Annotated in this window: 21 protein-coding genes; 1 reads left to right on the top strand and 20 read right to left on the bottom strand. The window is 66.3% G+C overall.

Annotation, left to right across the window (positions count from 1 at the left end; genetic code table 11):
* Nucleotides 1-11: 11 nt before the first annotated feature.
* Nucleotides 12-188 (top strand): hypothetical protein, encoded by a 177-nt coding sequence (locus tag AB0876_RS00655; RefSeq protein WP_448445507.1) that lies wholly within the window; start codon nucleotides 12-14, stop codon nucleotides 186-188.
* On the opposite strand, the gene AB0876_RS00650 is transcribed toward AB0876_RS00655, so the two are convergent.
* From AB0876_RS00650 to AB0876_RS00555, 20 genes are read right to left on the bottom strand one after another with little or no spacing between them, the layout of a single operon-like run.
* Nucleotides 149-1,360 carry an MlaD family protein gene (locus AB0876_RS00650; protein ID WP_526040905.1) on the bottom strand — a complete coding sequence of 404 codons (1,212 nt, stop codon included), beginning with the start codon at nucleotides 1,358-1,360 and terminating at the stop codon, nucleotides 149-151. The two genes, AB0876_RS00655 and AB0876_RS00650, sit on opposite strands and share 40 nt — an antisense overlap.
* Nucleotides 1,357-2,481, bottom strand: a complete 1,125-nt coding sequence (locus tag AB0876_RS00645; protein ID WP_526040904.1) for an MlaD family protein — start codon at nucleotides 2,479-2,481, stop codon at nucleotides 1,357-1,359. The genes AB0876_RS00650 and AB0876_RS00645 overlap by 4 nt, the downstream gene beginning before the upstream one ends.
* Nucleotides 2,478-3,593 (bottom strand): MCE family protein, encoded by a 1,116-nt coding sequence (locus AB0876_RS00640; protein ID WP_526040903.1) that lies wholly within the window; start codon nucleotides 3,591-3,593, stop codon nucleotides 2,478-2,480. The genes AB0876_RS00645 and AB0876_RS00640 overlap by 4 nt, the downstream gene beginning before the upstream one ends.
* Nucleotides 3,590-4,600: an MlaD family protein gene (locus AB0876_RS00635; protein ID WP_526040902.1), complete on the bottom strand. Its 1,011-nt coding sequence runs from the start codon at nucleotides 4,598-4,600 to the stop codon at nucleotides 3,590-3,592. Before AB0876_RS00635 ends, AB0876_RS00640 begins: the two co-directional genes overlap by 4 nt.
* Entirely contained in the window at nucleotides 4,593-5,678 is a 1,086-nt protein-coding gene (locus AB0876_RS00630) for an MCE family protein (protein WP_526040901.1), read from the bottom strand. The genes AB0876_RS00635 and AB0876_RS00630 overlap by 8 nt, the downstream gene beginning before the upstream one ends.
* Before the next feature lie 11 nt (nucleotides 5,679-5,689).
* Nucleotides 5,690-7,156, bottom strand: a complete 1,467-nt coding sequence (locus AB0876_RS00625; RefSeq protein WP_526040900.1) for an MlaD family protein — start codon at nucleotides 7,154-7,156, stop codon at nucleotides 5,690-5,692.
* 11 nt (nucleotides 7,157-7,167) lie between these two features.
* Nucleotides 7,168-7,980, bottom strand: a complete 813-nt coding sequence (locus AB0876_RS00620; protein ID WP_064883843.1) for an MlaE family ABC transporter permease — start codon at nucleotides 7,978-7,980, stop codon at nucleotides 7,168-7,170.
* A 1-nt stretch (nucleotide 7,981) separates the two neighbouring features.
* Nucleotides 7,982-8,818 carry an MlaE family ABC transporter permease gene (locus AB0876_RS00615; protein WP_526040899.1) on the bottom strand — a complete coding sequence of 279 codons (837 nt, stop codon included), beginning with the start codon at nucleotides 8,816-8,818 and terminating at the stop codon, nucleotides 7,982-7,984.
* On the bottom strand, nucleotides 8,815-10,410 hold the full coding sequence (locus AB0876_RS00610; protein WP_526040898.1) for an AMP-binding protein: 1,596 nt from the start codon (nucleotides 10,408-10,410) through the stop codon (nucleotides 8,815-8,817). The genes AB0876_RS00615 and AB0876_RS00610 overlap by 4 nt, the downstream gene beginning before the upstream one ends.
* Nucleotides 10,407-10,691 carry a phosphopantetheine-binding protein gene (locus AB0876_RS00605; protein WP_448445492.1) on the bottom strand — a complete coding sequence of 95 codons (285 nt, stop codon included), beginning with the start codon at nucleotides 10,689-10,691 and terminating at the stop codon, nucleotides 10,407-10,409. The genes AB0876_RS00610 and AB0876_RS00605 overlap by 4 nt, the downstream gene beginning before the upstream one ends.
* Nucleotides 10,692-10,703: 12 nt before the next feature.
* Nucleotides 10,704-11,474 carry an ABC transporter permease gene (locus AB0876_RS00600; RefSeq protein WP_526040897.1) on the bottom strand — a complete coding sequence of 257 codons (771 nt, stop codon included), beginning with the start codon at nucleotides 11,472-11,474 and terminating at the stop codon, nucleotides 10,704-10,706.
* On the bottom strand, nucleotides 11,471-12,418 hold the full coding sequence (locus tag AB0876_RS00595; protein WP_526040896.1) for an ABC transporter ATP-binding protein: 948 nt from the start codon (nucleotides 12,416-12,418) through the stop codon (nucleotides 11,471-11,473). The genes AB0876_RS00600 and AB0876_RS00595 overlap by 4 nt, the downstream gene beginning before the upstream one ends.
* A 7-nt stretch (nucleotides 12,419-12,425) precedes the next feature.
* Nucleotides 12,426-13,172: a hypothetical protein gene (locus tag AB0876_RS00590; protein WP_526040895.1), complete on the bottom strand. Its 747-nt coding sequence runs from the start codon at nucleotides 13,170-13,172 to the stop codon at nucleotides 12,426-12,428.
* Nucleotides 13,169-13,675, bottom strand: a complete 507-nt coding sequence (locus tag AB0876_RS00585) for an Rv1443c family protein (RefSeq protein ID WP_526040894.1) — start codon at nucleotides 13,673-13,675, stop codon at nucleotides 13,169-13,171. Before AB0876_RS00585 ends, AB0876_RS00590 begins: the two co-directional genes overlap by 4 nt.
* Before the next feature lie 10 nt (nucleotides 13,676-13,685).
* The gene (locus AB0876_RS00580; protein ID WP_526040893.1) at nucleotides 13,686-14,318 is read right to left on the bottom strand and encodes a hypothetical protein; all 633 of its coding nucleotides are present in this window, start codon (nucleotides 14,316-14,318) and stop codon (nucleotides 13,686-13,688) included.
* The gene (locus tag AB0876_RS00575; RefSeq protein ID WP_526040892.1) at nucleotides 14,315-15,817 is read right to left on the bottom strand and encodes a pyridoxal phosphate-dependent decarboxylase family protein; all 1,503 of its coding nucleotides are present in this window, start codon (nucleotides 15,815-15,817) and stop codon (nucleotides 14,315-14,317) included. The genes AB0876_RS00580 and AB0876_RS00575 overlap by 4 nt, the downstream gene beginning before the upstream one ends.
* Nucleotides 15,814-17,139: an aminotransferase class III-fold pyridoxal phosphate-dependent enzyme gene (locus tag AB0876_RS00570; RefSeq protein WP_526040891.1), complete on the bottom strand. Its 1,326-nt coding sequence runs from the start codon at nucleotides 17,137-17,139 to the stop codon at nucleotides 15,814-15,816. Before AB0876_RS00570 ends, AB0876_RS00575 begins: the two co-directional genes overlap by 4 nt.
* Nucleotides 17,139-18,200: a fatty acid desaturase family protein gene (locus AB0876_RS00565; protein WP_526040890.1), complete on the bottom strand. Its 1,062-nt coding sequence runs from the start codon at nucleotides 18,198-18,200 to the stop codon at nucleotides 17,139-17,141. Before AB0876_RS00565 ends, AB0876_RS00570 begins: the two co-directional genes overlap by 1 nt.
* Entirely contained in the window at nucleotides 18,197-19,177 is a 981-nt protein-coding gene (locus AB0876_RS00560; protein ID WP_526040889.1) for an NAD-dependent epimerase/dehydratase family protein, read from the bottom strand. The genes AB0876_RS00565 and AB0876_RS00560 overlap by 4 nt, the downstream gene beginning before the upstream one ends.
* A complete protein-coding gene (locus AB0876_RS00555; RefSeq protein WP_526041447.1) occupies nucleotides 19,177-20,298 on the bottom strand; it encodes an N-acetyltransferase in 1,122 nt (373 codons plus the stop codon). Before AB0876_RS00555 ends, AB0876_RS00560 begins: the two co-directional genes overlap by 1 nt.
* Between the last annotated feature and the right edge of the window lie 2 nt (nucleotides 20,299-20,300).

Raw genomic sequence — 20,300 nt, 5'->3', positions numbered from 1 at the left:
ACCATTTCCATATGCTCCGGTTTTCCCGCGTCCGCGACCAGCTCAAAGTCGCCGCAATGACCTGGTTCGTCCGGCTCCTGCGGTTGATCGTCGTGATCGCCGAGTGGTGGCCTGTTACGTCACCGACCAAGCCGACCCGCCCGGACGATCAGCGGGGCGGCTCGATGGGCAGCGTGGGTCCGCCGTAGGGCGTCGGGATGGTGTAGCGGCCCGGCGGCGTCGGATCGGCCGTGGTCGCCAGGTCCGCCCCCGCCGGAGGACCCGCGGTGTCGTCGCCGGCCGGCCGCGGAGCATTACGCGCACCGCGAACCAGCAGGCTCGGGTCGTCGTCGTGGCAGTACGTGTACAGATTCGGCTCCGGATAGTCGGCGGCCGAGGGAGGCCGACGGGGCGTTCCGTAATCACAGGCGTAACGCGGATAGATGTCGGCGGTCACCCACAGTCCGTGTTCGTGCATCGTGCTGATGAAGGCCTCCAGCGCGGAACCCCGGTAGTCGGGGAAGAGCGCGTCGAGGGCCGGAACCCGGACATAGGACAGCCGCGCCACCGTGGCCAGATTTCCCAGCAACTGCACCATAGTGTCCGAGTTGTCGGTGAACAGACCGTCGATCGCGCCCAGCGTCGCCGGGGATCCACCGAGGAGCTCCCGGTAGCCGTCCTGCATCCCGGCGACTCCGGCCATCGTGTGGCGCAGATTGGTTGCCGTGGCGGCGATCCCGCCGTTGACATCCACCGCCGAATACAGCACGACCCGGCTGCTGCGGATGATGTCCACCGTTTCGGGCAGCACCGAATCCAGCGTCGACAGCAGGAACATGCCGCCGTCGACGATCGCAGAGAGTTTTTCCGGTCCGGCGCCGCTCAGACTCAGCTCGGCCTTGACCCGCTCCAGCTTCTGCGGATCCACCTGCGCCAGAACCCCGTCGGCATGGGCCAGCAGCTCGGCCATCGGGACCGGCACGGCGGCCCGGGCGCGGGAGATCACCGCGCCGTCTGCCAAATACGGCCCGTCCTCGGATGTCGCGGCGAAGTCGACGTACTGTTCGCCGGCCGCCGACAGCGCCGAGACCCGGACCGAGCTCGATGCCGGTATCTGCACATCGTCGGCAACGCGCAGGACCGCCTCGACACCGTCCGGGGTGAACGCGAGGTGCTCGACCTTCCCCACCCGCACTCCGCGCATCGTCACATCCTGGTTGGGCAGCAGCCCCCCGGACTCCGAAAGTTGAACCGTCACCTGGTATGTCGTGCCCAGTGGCCGTACCTGCAGCACGCCGGTCATCAGGTAATAGACCGATACGACGAGCGTGAGCGCCAGCGCCGTCAGAGCCGCCCAGGCACTACGCCGGGTTCCGCTCACGGTTGAGGTCCTCGACCGACCACCCGCTCCTGCAACCGCCAGAGCACGAATTTCAGGGATCCGACGAGCTGGTGCCAATCGGCCCGTTTGGGTCCGTGGAATCCGGGATCGCCCGAGAACCCGGCGTCCGGGATGGATCCGAGGACGAGCCGGTCGATCCCGGCCGCTCCCGCCATCGACGTACCCGCGGTCATCTTGACGAACGGCGCGTACAGCCGGTTCAGTGAGGCCAGGCTGGTTTGCGGGTCCACGACGACGTCGTTGAATGCGCGCGCGATCGCGTCCGCGTCGGCGATCACGCTGCGGCCGCTGGTGTCCGTTCCCGCGATGGACGGGAACTTGGCCAGGTTCTGCGAGATGTCACCGAGGGTGAGGACGAGGTCGGTCACCTGGCCGGTGTTGTCGGCCAGTGTCTCGGTGGCCGGCGCCGCGGCCTGCAGGAGATCGCTGACTTCTTGATTCTTGGTCTGCAGCAGCTCGGCCAGTCGTGTCGTCTCGGTCATCGCGGAATCGAGTTGTGCCGAGCGGGCATTCACCGTGCCGAGTAGTCGGTTCGACTTGGCCACCAGGTCGCCGAAGGCCCGGCCGTCAGGCCCGGCGGCCTTGCCCATGCCGTTGACGATGTTGGTCAGGTTGTGGACGGCACCCCCGTTGACGAGGACCGCCGCCGAGCTCAGCACCGACTCGACCGTCGCCGCGGCCGTGGTGGAGTCGAGGCCGATGCGATCACCGTCTCGCAGCGGACTCGTCCCGGCCGTGGCCGTGCGGGGCGGAATTATCGAGACGAACACGTCGCCCAGCGGTGTGGCCGAGCGGAGTTCGGCTGTGCTGCCCACCGGTAGCTGAACATCGTCGCTGATCCGCAAGGTGGTCACCGCGGTGAAGTCGCGGGCCGTCATGTCCTCGACCTGACCGATGTCGGCACCGGCGAGCTTGACCTTGGCGTGCTCGGGCAGATTGAGCGCGTTGGCGAACACCACGGTCAGCCGGTAACCACCGGATCCGAGACCCGGGGCGGGCAATGGCAGGTCGGCCAGACCGTTCGTGGCGCACCCCGCGGTCAGTAGCACGGCCGACAGCAGCCCCAGCGTTCGGCGCAGATATCCCTGTAGCGCAATCATTTCTGCCCCATCGCCGCGAGGCCGTCGAGCATGTTGGTCAGCCCGAAATCGGGGCCGTAGTCCTGCAGGGTGCCGGTGCTGCACCCGAGCTGGCGCAGACCCATCATGTTGCAGACCTCCTTGGCCATCTGGCCGTCGAACACCATGCGGTCGGCCAGGAAGTGGGCGCGGATCGCACCGTTGCGCTGGTCGATCGCGTTGTAGAGGTTGTCGGCCATCAGGGGAAGCACGTCGAAGAACTCCGCGAGTTCGCGCTGGCGGTCATTCAGTGTCTGCATGCTGGTGTCGCCATTGGCGATTCCCTGCTTGATCAGGTCGCGATTTGCCGTGAGGATCTGTCCGGTCTGCTCGACGACATCGTTGAGTTGCTTGCCGGTGGTGCCCGACCCGAAGTCCTCCGCTGCCAGGATCTCGCTGAGTTGGCGTACCACGGAACCGAATTCACGTAGCTTCGCGTCGTTGCCCGCCGCGGCATCAAGCAGGGAACTGAGGTTGGTGATGATGGTGGTCACCTGTTGGCGGGTGCGGGTTCCGCCGTCGGAACTCAACCGCAGTGCACGCGACAGTTCGTCCAAGGCCCCTCTGATCTGGTCACCGTTCCCGGCGATCACTCCGTCACCCGCGTTCTGCAGGTCGGCCACGGGCCCGCCTCCTGCCCCGTCGCCCCGCAACGATGTCGCCAGCTTGTCGAGCATCCCGAGCACCCGGTCGAATTCCACCGGGGTCTTCGTGCGATGCAGGCCGATGGTGTCGCCATCGCGCAACGTGGTTCCCCCGCGGTACGGGGGTGACAGCTCGATCTGGCGGTCGGTGAGAATCGAGGTGGACAGGGTCACCGCCTCGACGTCCGCCGGTATCGCGACCGTCTCGTCGACGGTGAAGGCGACCTCGGCATAGCTGCCCTTCGGCGTCACCCTGGTGACCTCACCTACCGGAATTCCCAGAACCGCCACCACGTTTCCGACGTAGAGGCCGGCCGCGCTGTCGAACTGCGCGGTGACGGTGATGCTGCGGTTGCGGTGGCCGAACAGGTGCCAGCCCACTGCGGCGGCGATCGCCAACACGGTGATCGTCGCGGCGACCTGCACCAGGCGCTTGTGTCTGCCGATCATTTGCAGTCCTTGAGGTATGGGATCAGCCCGAACTGTTCGGCCCGGCCGCTGATGGCGCACATCCAGGAATCGATGAGCGCACCGGCCGGGGCGTTGGTCTCGATGGCGTTGCCGAAGCCGGTGGCATTCGCGATCTGGCGGATCGGAACCGGTGCGATCTGCAACAGGTTTCGGAAAAGGGCATCCTGCTGCGCGAACTTCTCACTCAGCTGTTGCATCGTCGACAGCACATCGTCGACCGCGGCGCGGTCGTGCACGGCAATGGTGTGCAGTGAGTTCACCACGGACCGAAGAGACTGCATCAGGGCGTGGAATGCTGCCGACCGCGCCACGAAGTCGCCCACCAGTTCCTGCCCCTGCCGAACGAAGTTGCCGATCTCGGACTGCTGCCGTCGCAGCATGCTGGTGACGTGTTCGGTGTTGGTCAGAAGACTGCCCAGCTGGTCGCGTCGTTGCGCGATCACCGATGAGAGGGCGCGCACGTTGTCCATCGCCTGGGGCACCACCGAAGGCAATCCGTCCAGTTGCCGGCTCAGCACATCGAGGGACTCAGCGATGCGATCCGCGTCGACCTGCTCGAAGGTTCTGGTCGAATCAGCAAGGGCGGCTTGTAGATCGTAGGGAACCTCGGTGTGGGCCAGATCGATGGTTCGGTCCGCGGGCACCCCGTCCCCACCCGGCCGCAAGTCCAGATAACGAGACCCGAACAGCGTGGTCACCTTGATCGCAGCGCGGGTGTCGCGGCCCACCGGAACGTCGTCGCGGACGCGGATCTCGGCCTCGACGTGGTCCCCGGCGAGGTGCACGGCGGCGACTGTGCCCACCGGGATGCCCGCGACCGCCACGATGTCGTCGGGGCGCAACGCCGCCGCCTGAAGGAATTTCACTGTATAGCGCTGATACCCGATGCCGGCCTCCTTGACCAGCAGCATCGCCGCGATCAGGCCCCCCACCGTGAGCACGGCCAGCAATCCGAGCCAGGCCTTCCTGGACACCTGGTCAGCCATTGGCCATGCTCCTGCACTTGGGAGTGTGCTTGGCGGTGCCGCCCGGTGTCGCAGCATCGACGATGATCGGCACGACGTCGTTGAGCCCCGGGAAGAATCCGTAGGCATTGACGTCACACGCATAGGCGTTCATGTAGGCCCCCTCGCCGAACACCCGTGACAGTCCCTTCAACAGCAGCGGCGTGTTGAGCCCCGTGTAGGCGATCTGCGGTTCGATGTCGAGCATGTGGCGGGTGTAGCCGGGCTCGCGGTTGAGCATGCCCCGGATGGTCGGTTGCACGTCTTGCGCGATCCGCGACAGATTGCCGGCCGCCGCCGTCGTAGCGCCCAGGGACGACACCAGGGGTTCGCGGCGGTCGTCGAAGGCTGCCACCGCATTCCGCGCCGCGGTGATGGTGCGTTCGAATTGGTCGTTCTGACCGGACAAATTACCCACAACACCGTCCATCCCGGCGATCACGCGATCGAGGGCCCGGTCTTCGCCTACGAAAGTCTCAGTGAGAACCGATGCCTGGTCGACCAACCGCGTAATCGCGGCGGTGTCTCCCTGCAGCGATCCGACAACTGCGTTGGTCAGGTTGTTCACCTGGTCGGGGTCCAGCACGGCGAACAGGGGCTCATAGCCGTTGAGCAGGGTGCCGATGTCGAAGGACGGCTCGGTGCGATCGACCCCGATCACCGCTCCGCCCGGGAGCCCGGTGACCGGACCTTCACGACCGCGGTCCAACGCGAGATACCGCTGCCCGACGATGTTCTGGTAGTTGACCGATGCGACGGTGCCTGTGGTGAGCCCGTGGCCGTCCTGCACGATGAACGACACCTTCGCCAGGGTTCCCTGCAACTCGATCGCCTGTACCCGGCCGACCCGGACACCGGCCACGCGCACGTCGTCGCCCTCACGCAATCCGAAGACGTCGGTGAACACCGCCGAGTAGGACGAGGCCGGTCCGCTGACGTCACGCCGCAGCGTGACATAGACCAGCCACGTCAACACGGTGGCCACCACCAGGAACAGGCACAGCCCCAGCAGCGGCCCACGGCGTCGTACCGACTCGCCGCTCAGGGCAAAACTGGACATCGAATGTTCTCCTACGGCTTGGGTTCGGCTGCGGTCGGGGTTCGCGTGACGACCGTTCCCCGCGCGAGTGGACCGAGGATGAGTTGCGTGGCCACCGTGGCGGGCTCGCCGGTGATCTCGCCCAACCGGTCGCGCTCGAGACCGCTGCCGACCGGGCCGACGTTGCCACCGAACGAGGCGGGTGCCGCACTGCCGGGCACCGGCGGCGCCGGAGAGATACCGGGAGGGAGAGGCGGAAACGGATCCACCGGCGGTGCCTGTGGGGCCAACAGCGGTGGTCCCACCGCGACCAGGTTGCCGTTCTCCCCGATGGCGGTGCCCGGCGGTGGCGCCAGATCCGGTGGCGGCCGATAGTTCTGCGGCAGCAGGACTTCGGGGAGACCGGCGCGCACGGGCACCTCGGGGGCGGTGAGGCAGCTCGGCCCCACCAACGCTCCGTATCGCGGACAGTCGGCGCGGGTATAGGTGTAGGACGGCGTGAATGACAGGTTCACCCGACCACGGGCGGTGTCGAGTTCGGAATCCCAGACCTCCGCAAAGAACGTGTCGGAGAACCTGGTCATCCGCTGACTGATCGGCACGAAATGCTGGGCATTCTGCGCCAGAACACCGAGCACCGGCGTCAAGTCGGTGGTGATGTGGACCAGCCGGTCGGTCTGATTCTCCAGTGACTTCACGGTGGTACCGGTGGTGTGCGCAGCCGCCGCCAGGAAATCTTCGAGGCTATGGCGTTGCTCGACGAGGGTCTGCATCGGCCCGACCGCCTCGTGCAGCGCCTCGACGAGGTCGGGAGCCGTTGCCGACAGACCGCGAGCCGCGGCGGACAGCGCCGAAATCGTCGACGGCCCTTCATCTGTCGCGACGACGGCATTCAGCTCGTCGATCAGACGATTGAGTTCGGCAGCCGATGTCAGCAGTTCGCCACGGCGGTTGTTGGTGGCCGCCCCCACAGCGGCGAGAACACCGATGGTGTGGTCCTCACGTCCGCGCCCCGCTGCCGCAAGGATGTCGTGCAGTTTGGTGATGGTGGTCTGGAACAGCACTGTCGGCAGCGCGGTGTCCTCGGCGATCTGCCCGCCATCGTGGATCGGTCCCGACGCGCCGCTCGCCGTCTCGACCAACTGCAGTGACGACACGGCGAAGGCGTTGCTCGGCACCACCCGCGCCGCCACGCCGGCCGGAATGCCCTGCGCATAGGTCGGATCCAGCCGGATGAAAACCTGGTTGGGCCGTTCGCCGGTCCCGGGCGTGACGCTCTCCACTGCCCCCACCAGGACGCCGCGGAACTTCACATCCGCTCGGGCCGGCAGGCCGTCGCCGATGTGACGCAGTTCGGCCACCACGTGCACGTTGCGGTCGAACAGCCCGGTCGATTTCACCAGCAACACCGACGCCACCACCCCGACGACGACGAGCGCCGCCGTGCCACGCCGGATCAACTGCCTGCCGGTGAGGTGGTTTCCGTCCAGATCCACCATGATCGCCACTGTCAACCACCCAGCCTTGCACCGGAATTCACGCTCCACAGCGCCATCGTCAGCAGCATGTTGACGATGATCACCACCGTGATGCTCGCCCGCATGGCATGCCCAGCCGCGATACCGACCCCCTCTGGGCCGCCGCCGGCACAGAATCCGTAGTAGCACTGCACCGTTGCTGCGATCCAGACGAACACAACAGCCTTCACGACGGAGTACACGATGTCGGGTCCGCTGATCAGCAAGGTGAAGTAGTGCAGGTAGGGTCCGAGCGATCCGCCGCTGATGAGGCCCACCATGATCTGGCACGACAGGTAGCAGATACCCAGGCACGCCGCGTACAGCGGAATGATCGCGACCACCGACGCCAGCAGCCGGGTGGTGACGAGGTACGGGATCGGCCTGATCGCAAGCGAATTCATCGCGTCGATCTCTTCGGAGATCCGCATCGAGCCGATCTGTGTGGTGAACCTGCAGCCCGCCTGAACCGCGAACGCCAGGGCCGCCATGATCGGGGCCAGTTCCCTGGTGGTGACCAGCGACGAGATGATCCCGGTCGCCGGACCGAGTCCGAGCAGGTTCAGAAAGTCGTACCCCTCGACCGCGATCAGGGCCCCGGTGGTGATGCCGAGGACGAGGATCACTCCGGCGGTGCCGCCGCCCACCACGATGGAACCGTTGCCCCAGGTGATGTCGGAGACCAACCGGAGAAACTCGCGCCGATACCGGCGCAGAGCCAGCGGCGCGCCATTGAGAGCGTGGGCGGAAAATGCGACGAAGTGGCCGAACCGCGCCACCGGCCTCGTCATCACGGGCTGGGTCATCTCACAATCCCGTCCGTGGGAAGAGCATCGTGTAGAGCTGGCTCACCGCGACGTTGACCGTCATCAACACCAGAACCGATTCCACGACGGCCGCGTTGACGGCGTTGGCCACGCCGGCCGGGCCCTGACTGGCAGCGAGCCCCTTCTGGCAGGACACCACCGCGACGATCGCGCCGTACACCGCCGACTTGAACAACGCGAGCAGCATGTCTCCCGTGGTGGCGAACGATGCGAACGTGGCGATGAAACTGCCTGGTGCACCGCCCTGTGCGTAGACGTTGAACAGGTAGCTCGACAGAAAGCCGACGAAGCACACCACCCCGGTCAGCGCGACGCCGATCACGATCGCGGCTGCGAAGCGGGGCACGACCAGCCTGCGGACCACGGAAACGCCCATCACCTCCATCGCGGCCGTCTCCTCGCGCATGGTCCGGCAACCCAGATCCGCTGTCATCGCGGCCCCCACCGCCGCTGCCAGCAGCAGCGCGGCGACCAACGAGGCGGCCTGCCGAACGACGGCCAGTCCGCTGGCCGCACCGGCGAGCGAGGTCGCGCCGACCTGACCTGCCAACAGCGCGAACTGGATTGACAAGGTGACCCCGATCGGCAGCGCCACCAGGATCGTCGGCATGACGGCTGCGCCGGCCATGAACGCCGCCTGCCGTACGAACTCGGCCCACTGAAATCGCCCGGTCACCAGGTCGGTGACGCAGAACCGGATCGTCGCCAACCCGAGTACCACCTGCTCGCCGACGGTGGCCATCGCGGCTACCGGATGACGCCGCAGGTACCCCGCACCCACCTGGACAACACGGGAACTGGTGTCCCGCACTGTCATCTGGCCAGCCGCGCAGTGGTCTCCAACCGACGCAACTTGCCCGACGACGTCTTCGGCAGCCACCCGGTCGGGACGACGTGCACTTCCCGCGGGCTGATCCCGAGTTGCCGATAGATCCGATCAGCGATCTCGCCACGGATCCGCGCGGTCTCGGCGCTGTCGGAGTGCAGGGCCGACTCGGCCACCATCGAGAAGCCCTCACCGGCCGCCGCGGTGGAAAGTCGGACCGCGGCAACGCCTCCCGAGCGCACCCCGCTCACCCCGGCCACGCTTTGTTCGATGTCCTCGGGATGGACGTTGCGGCCGGAGATGATCAAGATGTCCTTCTTGCGGCCGCAGATGACCGGTTGCCCGTCCTCGGTCAGGTAGCCGACGTCCCCGGTTCGGAACCACCCGTCGGAGTCGGTGACGGCCTCGATCCCCTCGGCGGTGCGGTATCCGCGGGTCACATTGTCGCCGCGGATCTCCAATTCGCCGATCGCAGGCGATTTCACCACCGAACCGTCCTCACTCACCACGCGGATCTCACAGCCCGGCAGCGGCGGTCCGAGCGCCACCCGTTGCCCGCAAACCCGGTACTCGTCGCCCGGGCGGACGAATGACACCCCCAGCGTCGCCTCGGCCATCCCATAGGCCGGCACGATGGCGTGCTTGCGCAAGCCGAAGCGGGCCGCAGCGGTGGTCAACCGGTCGAGGGTCGCCACATCGATTGCCTCGGCGCCACTGAGCGCAAACCGCAACGTCGACAGATCGTAAGCACCGTCGGCAGCCTTGCCGAGCCGCCGGGCGAGCACGGAGTAGGCGAAATTGGGTGCGGCCGTCATGGTTCCGCCATACCTGGTGATCAGCTCGGCCCACAGCAGCGGATCGCCGAGAAAGTCGACCGGGGTGACCTTGACGGTGTCGATGCCCAGACACATCGGTGTGATCAGAAAGCCCATCATTCCCATGTCGTGAAAGAGCGGCAGCCAGCTCACCACGACATCGGCTTCGGCGTCGGCGGCCGAAGCTGCGGCCATCCCGACCAGGTTGGCCTCGATGTTGCGGTAGCTGATGGCGACGGCCTTGGGACGGCCGGTCGAACCGGAGGTCAACTGCTGGAAGGCGATCGCATCCTCGTCCGAGTCCACGATGCGCCCCGGGGGTCCGTCGAGCAGATCGGACAGCAACACGGTACGCACCCCGGCGGCGGACAGAGCTTCGGCGGCCGAAAGGAACGGGCTGCCGACCACCACGGTGGAGGCGCCGATCGCCGACAGCGTCGGCGTCAAGTCGGCCGCCCACTCCGCGATCTCGGTGCGATGGGTCGGATGATGCAGCATCGTCACGGCAGCACCGGACATCCAGATGCCCTGCACCAGCGGGGCGATCTCACCTGGCGCACCGGCCAATACGGCCACGGCGTCCCCGGGGAGCACCCCGGCGCGCTGCAGCCCTCCGGCGATGTTGCAGCCGGCCTGATGCACCTGCGCCCAGGTTGCCGTTGTCAGCTGGTCGAGCCGAGATCGTCCGTCGGCGTCGACCGGTGCCGTGGTGAGGCCCCGGGAAGTGACCGCGGCCCCGATCTGCAGTCTGGACAGGACGGAGTTCACGGCTGTCCCGGCGGGTTGCCCGCCGCGCTCATCGCACCGGAGCCGGCGAGCCTGCGGTTCTCCACCAGCTCGACGAGGGCGCCGACGGTCTTGCACTCGAACACATCGTCCTTGTTGAGCACGACACCGAATCGGTTCTTGATCTCGGAAACCCCGAGTGCGAAGGACAACGAGTCGAACCCGAGATCCCCGACGAGCTCGGAGAAATCGTTGACGTCTTCGGCGGGCAGTTCGAGTTCGTCGGTGATGAACTCGATGAGGAATTCGCGTACTTCTGACACGGCCTGGCTACCTTACTTTCCGATCTTGCGGCGAATCACCATGTGAATGGGCATTTGAAGGAGGGCGAACATGCCAACGGCGACAAGGCATCCCGTGACGACGGTGCCGACATCGAACTCGCCGTACATGATGGTCGACGCGGCCGCCACAATGTGGGAGAACGGGTTGAGGTTGATGCTGAACCGCAGCCAGTCCGACAGGAACACCGAGGGCATGAGGGCCTGGCTGATGAACAACACCGGCAGCGCCAGCGGCAGCATCGCCACCGGCGCCTGCGGGTTGAGTGTGCGCAGCGCCACCAGGTAGAACAACGAGCTGTAGGCCGCCGACCACAGGAACATCAGCACGACAAGCAGTGCGCCGGTGAGGATCCCGGCCCGCAGCGGGGCATCGAGCAGGGCCAGCAGGGTGATCACGATGACCGCCGCGGGCAGGATCCGGAACATCTCGAAACCGAACTTGGCCGCCATGATCTGGCCGGTCGACACTCCGTAGAGACGGAGTCGATCGGTGAAACCGGACCGAATTTCGTCGATCAGGGTGCCCGCGCCGTAGCCCGCCCCGAGCATCGGGATCAGCATGATGAGGCCGGGCGCAATGTAGGCGGTGTAGGACGACAGCGGAAACCCGGGCAGATCGGCGACCCGCTGGAACATCGAGCGTACGAAGATCACCAGGACCACCGGAAAGACGATCGGGAAGATGAACCCGAAGACCGGCTGCCGCAGGCCCACCACGAGATAGCGGCGGAACAGCCGCAGGGTGTTGGACAACGATTTCATCGGGTGGCCTCCAGGAACGCGTCGCGCAGCGAGGTCGACCGCACTTCGATGTCGGCCTCGGCCAGTCCGATTCGTTCCAATGCGGCGCTGAGCTTGCCGAGCGCCGAAGCCGACGCCGAGTCGAGTGCGGTCGTCAGCCCGGTGTCCGTGGTGCGTTCGACCGCATAGCCGGTGGCGGCCAAGGCCCGCACCGAGTCCTCGGGTATCGCCGCCTCCGACGAGATGGCCGCGACGAATCCGTGGCTTCTGGTGAATTCCTGGGTCGATCCGGATGCGACCAATGTGCCGTCCTTGATGATTCCGACTTCGTCGGCCAGTGAGACCGCCTCGTCCATGTCGTGGGTGGTCAGCACGACCGTGCGGCCTTGCGAGCGCAGGGATCGGATGGCGTTCCACACCTCTTGCTTGCCCTCGATGTCGAGGCCGCTCGACGGCTCGTCGAGGAACAGCATCTTCGGGTCGTGTGCCACTGCCAGTGCCACGTCGACCCGGCGGCGCATACCACCCGACAGTGCGCCGACCTTGCGGGTGAGGTACTTGCCGAGGCCGAATTGCTCGACCAGCTCATCTTCCCGTTGCCGCCGTTGGTCTTTCGGCCAGCCTGCCATCGCCAGGCTCATCCGGATCTGCTCGACCGGCGACATCCAGAGGTCGAGCGCCACCTCCTGCAGCGCCACGCCGATCAGCGGCCGGAGCGCATCGGTGTCGGCCACCGGGATACCCAGCACCTCCAGCCGGCCGCTCGTCGGTGCGAGCAGCGTCGTAGCCATACGGATGGTCGTGGTCTTGCCCGCGCCGTTCCGCCCGAGCAGGCAGTAGACCACCCCGCGGGGCACGGTCAGACTGAGCCCGTCGACCGCGCTGGTCTCGGCACCCGGATACGACTTGGTGACGTCGTCGGCGAGCAACGCCGGCGACGAATCGTCTTGGTTGTCTTCAGGCATGGGTCGTTCAATCTCCGACTCTGGGAAGGACGTGGCGTTCCAGCTCTTCGGTCAGGTGGATCCCCTGCGCGGTGAGGTCCACGTCGAGGGCGGTGTAGAGCGGAAAGCTGCCGCCCTTGGGCGTCTCGTTGACCTGATGGATGGTCCCGGTGCTCACACCTGTCACGTTGAGATCGACCACGGTCCGGACCAGTTCGACACGCTTGCCGCGCCAGGTGCCCGTCCGGGTTCCCTCCGAACGCACGCTGCCGGTCACCGTGGCGCCGCCACCGCACGAGCCGGTGAGCTCACGGGGTTCACCGGCGTCTCCCAGGTCGATTCCACCGTCCACCGCGCATTGCAGCGAGACGCGGGAATCGAGCGGGTTGACGATCGTGATCGCGTCGAGCGTGCCGGCTCTGTTGGCAGCCTTCGACACCATCCCGGTCTCGTACGGGAACCGGTCGCCGGTGTAGTACTGCTCGACCTGCAACTCGTCACGCCGCGGGCCGGGACCGATGGTCAGCACCCCGGAGGTGGGCAGCGACGTGGTCTCGTCGAGGTAGGTCACCGAACCCGAAATCTCCAGTGGATAGGTCCCGAAGGGCGAATCGGGGCGCGGTTCGGCGGCCGGTTCGCCCGCGGCATCGGGATACTTCAGCAAGGCGTAGGCGTGGCCAACTGGCCGCCCGGCCTCTTCGTTCACCGAGGCACACCCGGCCAACAGGCCGGACCCGAGCACACAGGCACCGGCAGCCGTCACGAATCTGTTCACCGGGCTGCGCCCGCCCCGGCGAGCGTCCGGTTCAACCTGCGATGCCGGTGGCTGAAGAACGCAGACAGCACCCGGCTCATCACCTTGCCCCAACCCGGGATCAGACCCATCGGGGCCTGCGGCGCGAGAGTGATCTCGTCGGTGACGATCGTCTTGTTCCCCGCGGGCTCGAGGGTCCGGTGATGCACCCAGATGCGCATCCCGGTCATGATCGACTCTTCACGGAACATCCGGCCCGAATCGATCCTGGCGATCGTGATGTCGTCGAACCCGAACGGCACGATGCCGAACAGCAGCAGAAAGCTCTTGCCGATACGGGTGCCCGGCGTGACGTCGGCGATCGAGCGCCCCCTGAACTGACGCGGCATCGTCATCTTGAGATAGGGGCCCATCTCATCGTTGATGCCGTCCTGGGTGGTGACGCGCTCCCACACCTGATCCACGGGCCAGTCGATCTCGCTGACCTTGCGGAAGACGTGTTCTTGCGTGTGAATGGATCGCATGTCGGTTCCTCTAATTGCTTGACGGGGAAAGGTCTCTGGCGGCATCTGCGACGAACGAACCGCTGATGTCGACGACGGCCGGAACGCTGTCGGCTCCGATGTAGTCGGGCATGATCTCGCCGATCTGGTGGATGCGTGTCGGCAACAGCTGGCTGTACCACTCGAACAGCGGCACCACGAGCGCCACCGTGACGTAGTCGACACCGTCGGCTGCCAGTCCGCCGAAGAACGCCTGCCAGATCTGCTCGATCATGCCGACCCTTCGGTGCTTCTTGCGTACTCCCTGGGAGGCCAACTCGGCGATCCGTTCGGGTGCGATGTCTTCGAAGAACGAATTCCACTGCGGGTACAGGATGTTGCGACCGTCGCGCAGCGTGCTGAAGCTGTCCAATCCGAGTGCGGCATCCACCCGCAGCCCCCGCAGCACTGCGACCGGTTCGTTCCCGGCGTCCTCGCTGAACCCCACGAAGATCTCCGACGACCGCTCCCACGGTCGGTAGTGCACCATCTCGCCGGCCTCGATGTCCGACTCGCTCGCGTAGTCGTTCTCCAGCCCGAAGATGCGATATTCCACGCTCTTCGCCCAGTTGAATCTCGCGTCGCCCGGACGTACCCGGTCGACGCGAAGCAGACTCGTAGTCATGCGTTGGTGAATTCCCTTCTGCGGGCTCGCAAGATGCGGTCGCCCTCCATGGCGATGGCAGCTATCACGTCGGCGGCCGTCTGTTGACCGACGAGGGGGTTGACGAAAGTCAGCTTGAGCGCCTGGGTGCCACCCGCGGTGGAGCGGCCGATCACCGCACGGCCAGACTCGGCCAGGGCGATCCGGATCTCCTGGTTCACGTCGTCACATTCGACGTCGGACAGGTCGGGATGCTGCCAGCGCACCACGACGGTGTTCGTCGCGACCGGGGCCACCAGGTCCAGCCGTGGGTGGTCCGGCACCGCGCCTGCGGCCGCAGCCGCTGCCGCGCAGGTGGCATCGATCATCTCGCCGAGCCGTTGCCTGCCGAGGGCCCGCAAGGTCACGAACACCTTCAGCGCGTCGAATCGGCGAGTCGTCTGAAGCGACTTGCCGACCAGATTGACCACATCTTCAGCCGAATCCTGCAGTGGATTCAGGTAATCGGCGTGATCGGCCAAGATGTCGAAGGAGTCGCCCCGGCGTACCAACAGCGCGCTGCAGCTGATGGCCTGGAACAACAGTTTGTGGAAGTCGACGGCAACGGAATCGGCCATCTCGATCCCGCGGAGCAGGTGACGATGAGTGTCGCTGAACGCCAGGCAACCACCCGCGCAGGCGTCGACATGGGTCCAGATGCGATGCTCGCGCGCAACGGCGATCGCCTCCGGCAGTGGGTCGATCGCACCGAAGTCCGTTGTGCCGGCTGTGAGTACCAGCGCGATGATCGGCGTGCCTGCCGTATTCGCCCGATCGATGCAGTCGACGAGTCCGTCGACGCGCATCCGTCCGTCAGCGTCGGTCGGTACCTCGACGACAGCTCCCGACAGCCCGAGGATTCGCAGTGCCTGCCGCACCGAAAAGTGCGTCTGAGGGGTGCACAACACGCGCCAGGAGCGCGCCTCGACCGGCAGGCCCGAGGACAGATCGGATCCGAACCGGTCGCGGGTGAACACGTCTCGGGCCATCAGCAGTGCCTGCAGGTTCGACTGGGTCCCCCCGCTGGTGAACGTGCCGTCGGCGGCGTCGTCGTAGCCGAGCGTGGCGCACAGGTCACGGATGACCTTCTGTTCGACAGCGGTGGCCGCGGGTGCCTGATCGAAGGAGTCCAGCGACTGGTTGAAGGCGCTGACCAGAATCTCGGCGGCCAGCGACGACAGCGTCGGTGGGCAGTGCAGATGTGCCAGATAACCGGGATGGGTGACGACGGCAGACCGTCCGGATAGCAGCCCGGCCGCCTCACCCAATGCGCGGGCGAGTCCGATCCCCGCCGAGTTGTCGAGATCGACGGCCGCGACCACCTCTTCCAACTCGGCGTACCCGGAAACCAATCCGGGCCGGGCCGGGTCGGCCAACTCGGTGCCGGCCCAGATCGATGCCAGTGTCAGCGCTTCGCGATAGGCGCTGAGACCGGTAGTCGTGAGAAAGTCGCCGGCGAACGAATTCGTCTGTGTTGTCATCGTGCCCCCATCAGGACGCTGTCGGCCGCACGTTGCCGCTGAACCTGCTGCACGGCGGCTTCGAAGGCGGTCAGCGCAGTGGAAATATCGACATCGTCAATGGTCAGTGGCGGCAGGAAACGCACCACGTTCCCGTACTGACCCCCGGTTTCGACGATGAGGCCGTGGTGCAGACACGCCTCTTGGATTCGCCCGGCCAGGCCCGCGTCCGGTGCGGGGACACCCTGCTGCCGCGGGCCCGCCGGGTCGACGATCTCGGCGCCCAGCATCAGCCCCGCTCCCCTGACGTCGCCCACGATTTCGGATTGCGCCGCAACCGACTTCAATCCGTCGAGAAAGGCGGTGCCCGCGGCCTGAACACGGTCCGACAGGCGGGTCTCGACGGCGAACCTGATCACGGCGCCGGCCGCGGCGAACGCCATCGCATTGCCACGGAACGTGCCGGTGAAGGCGCCGGGCTCCCACACGTCATAGCGCTCCCGGACCACCAGTACCGCGATGGGCAATCCGGACCCGAGGCCTTTCGAGATCACCATCATGTCTGGCTCGATATCGCAGTGCTGGAACGCCCAGGCCGGGCCGGTCCGGAACATCCCCGCCTGTACCTCGTCGGCGATCAGTGGAACATCCAAGCGGCTTGCCGTGTCCCGCAATGCCTTAGCCCATCGGTACGGCGCGGGGATCACGCCACCCTCGCCCAGCACGAACTCCGCCAGGACGGAGGCCGGTGCAGTGATCCCGGAATGGGGCCGGGCCAGGTTCTCGGCGACGGCGACCGCGAGGTCGATGCCGCGTTCTCCACCGATGCCGAACGGGCATCGGTAGTCCTGGGGGTACGGCAGAAATGTGGTCTGCGGCGCCAGCACCACAGGTTGGCGGCGCAGTCCGCCCCCGGAACTGGCCGCCCGCGCAGCCCGTGTGCACCCGTGGAAACCGCCTTGGACACCGATGTGTTCACGACCGCCGGTGGCGACCTCGGCGAGCATCAGCGCCGCTTCGATCGCACTGGCCCCGCTCGGCGAGCACAGGTGCACCCGGCCGTCACGCGCAAGCCCCGGCGGCAGGATGGTCAGCAGGTCCTCGACGAATCGTTCCCTGGTGGGGGTGTGGAAGTCGAGCGATTGCCACGGTTCTCCCGATTCGAGGGTCTTGATCACCGCCTCCCGGACAACCGGATGGTTCCAGCCCAGCGACATCGAGCCCGCCGCGGCCAGACAGTCGATGTACCAGCGACCTTCGCTGTCACGCAGCCGAGCACCGACCGCCTCGACCGGTCGGATCGGCAGCCGCCGCGAATAGGTCGCCGCGGCCGAATCCCGCATCACAGTGCCTCCCGTGGATGTGCGAGAAGTCTTCGCAGAGACGAGGTCAGCGATCGATCCTCGGTCGCCCAGAACCCGCCGTCGCGGGGAATCACCTCAGCCAGGCGACGGCGGGCCTTTCCGAGCTGGTGGTAAGGCAGCTTCGGAAACAGGTGGTGCACCGCGTGAAATCGCAGGCCCAGTGGTGCCCACAGCTCCCCGACGATCGGCATCGACGGATGATCGATGGAGTCCAGGACCTGCTCGGGGAACGTCATCCGCTCGTTGCGACTCTCGTAGCGGTGCGCCGCCAGCACCCGAATCCAGTTGACGAACAGCACCGCCGCGACGATTACGTATGCCTCGATGAGGCGGTTCGGTGAGTACGCCCCGCCGACGAGCAGTGCCAGCATCACCGTCAGGTAGGCGAAGCAGGCGAACTCCTGCACCAGCCAGGACCGTGGAGTCCGGCCTTCGGGCAGCTTGCGGACGAAATCCGCGTCGATCATCAGCGCCGAAGCACGGGTCAGGACGTAGGGCCGGATGCGTGGGACCAACCAGGAAAGCGGCGCCAACACGAGAAACCTCAACACGAACACCAGCGGACCGAGCAACGCGGTGAACGGCAGTGCGATCACCCGCCAGCGCGGTTCAGCCGCATAGGGCACGTATTCACCATCCTCGGTGGTGCCATAGGTCCGCGACCCGTGATGATCCTGGTGGAACTCGTAGGTGAATTGCGGTACCAGCAATGGGACTCCGCACACCGCGTGCCACACCACCGAGAACCAGCGCAATTCGGCTGGCGCATGGACGATCTCGTGGACGAACAGCACCGCGCGGTAGAACGCTAACGCGGCGACCACCATGCAGCCGACAGCGATCGGCGAGAGCAGGCGGTCGGCCGGGCACAGCAGGAACGCGGTATAGCCGATCACCACACAGGCGGTGAGGTCGACCCAGTAGATCCACTGGCGCCGGGCGCTCAGGTCGGACATCAACGACCGCGCCTCGGACATCGAGATGCCGAGCGCATTCCTGGAACCCAGACCTGCCGCTTTCTGGTGGATATCAGCAGTCATCGGGCGAACTCCCTGATCAATTCAGCGGCGGGCATTCTCGGAACACCGAGCTCCCGCTCGGCTTTGCCGGAGGCGTAGTACACGTGGCGGCCCATCAACTCGACGTTCTCGGGTACCAGCGCATCGTCGTGCCGGGGGTTGCCGATCAGGTCACGCATCACGCGGTTTCCGGCTCCGGCGGTACGGAACAGACCCATCGGCAAGGTGCGGACTGCGTGGCTTCGACCGACAGCCTCGACGAGCAGTTCTGCAATCCGGCGATACGTCAGATTCGCGCTGGAGAGGATGTACCGCTCACCGGCTCCGCCCTTGACCATCGCGGCGGTGGCTCCGGCGACGAAGTCCCGGGCCCCACACACCGCGGTTCCACCGGGTGGCACGCCCCGCAGCAACCCGCGCCGTGCCGCCGCCAACAGGCCCTGCCAGGACCGCGGTGGACCCGATCCCGGCGCGAAAACCGCTGCGGGATTTACTACCACGACGTCGAGACCACGTTCACCGAAGTCGAGCATCACGCGCTCACCGGCCCTTTTCGTCGCGGCGTACACGTTGTCGAGCACCGAGTCCCTGACGTCGAACTGCTCGTCTGCCACCACGCCATCAGGTGGATAGCCGACGGCTGCCGTCGACGACACATGTACGACGCGCTGGATTCCACTGCTCAGCGCACTGTGCGCGACATGGTAGGTACCGAGCATATTGGCGTTCCAGATGGTGTGGGCCAGGCGAGAATTCGGAGAAGCAATGCCCGCGAGGTGATACACGTGGGAGATACCACGCATGGCCGCATCGACACTGGTCGCATCGGTGATGTCGGCCCGGACCACCTCGACGCCGCGGCCCAAACCCCCCGGTTGGACCGCATGATCGTCAGGGCCTGCCATCACAGTGACCGCCTCGCCGGTCCGCACCAGCTCGGTGACCAGCGCCCGGCCCAGATAGCCGGCGCCTCCGGTGACGAGAACACGGCCGGCCATCACAGCGCCTTCTGGTAGACGCGATGCCGTTTGTCCGGCTCGGTCTTCATCTGCGCGGCCAACGAATTCGACCACACGTTGTCTTCGTGCACCCACGTGGTCGCGACCGATGAGTAACCGCTGCCGGTGCCGGCCCGGACGATCTCGCCCGCGAGGATGCGGCCGATGCCCGCGCCGAACCGGGTTTCGGAGGCACCGATGAGAACGACGACCGCAGTCTCGACACCACGGATACGTCCCCGATGCTTGGCCGCGATGCGCAGCAACATCGAGGGTGTGAGCCGCCCGGATTGCCCGACGATCTCGTTTACGTCAGGCAACATCAACAAGAACCCGACGGGTTCCCCGGCGGCCTCGACGATCCTGACGATGCGGGGATCGATCAACGGCCGCATCTCCGCGGCCATCCCGGCGAACACGGCCTTGCTCAGTGGAACGTTCTCGGGATGGCGCGCGAAGGAGTCGTTGTAGAGAACCCGCAGGGTTTCCAGCTCGTTGCCGAAATCCTTCATCCGAACGGGCCGCACCGTAGCCCCCTGCGCATCCATCACCGCATCGGCACGTTTGACCAGACGCTGCTGAACAGCACTGCCGGACCCGGTGTTCCAGCGATAGGACGCACTGTCGAACTTCTTCCGGTACCCGGCGGACTCGACGAGGCTCAGGTAGTAGGGCGGGTTGTACGGCTGCATGAGGGTCGGCGGGGTGTCGTAGCCCTCCGCGAGCAACCCCACCTCCTCGCGGGTCGAATAGCTGTAGGGGCCGACCATCTTGACCATGCCGCGACGGCGCGCCCAGTTCTCCGCGGTTTCCAGCAGGGCGCCCGCCACACTGTCGTCAGCGGAACTCTCGAAGTGGCCGAAGAACGCGCAGTCGCCGTACCGCCTGACGTACTCGGAGTCGATGCTGGCCGAGATCCGGCCGACCGGCTGGTCGCCCTGGTACGCAACGAAGTTGACGACGTCGACCTCGTGGTGCAGCGGATTCCTGCGGGCATCCATCTTCGTCCGCATGACCCGGCGCAGCATCGGGCGCCACCGGGCGTCGCCACGGTAGAGGTGCCACGGCAGGTCGACGAACCGCCTGACCTCCGCGGGCGAGGCGACCTCACGGACCTTCAGCG

It is taken from the genome of Mycobacterium sp. NPDC049093, assembly GCF_040704635.1.
In the GTDB taxonomy this organism is placed as follows: domain Bacteria; phylum Actinomycetota; class Actinomycetes; order Mycobacteriales; family Mycobacteriaceae; genus Mycobacterium.
The sequence above is the reverse complement of the archived record's forward strand: the minus strand, read 5'-3'. Positions and strand labels throughout refer to the sequence as shown.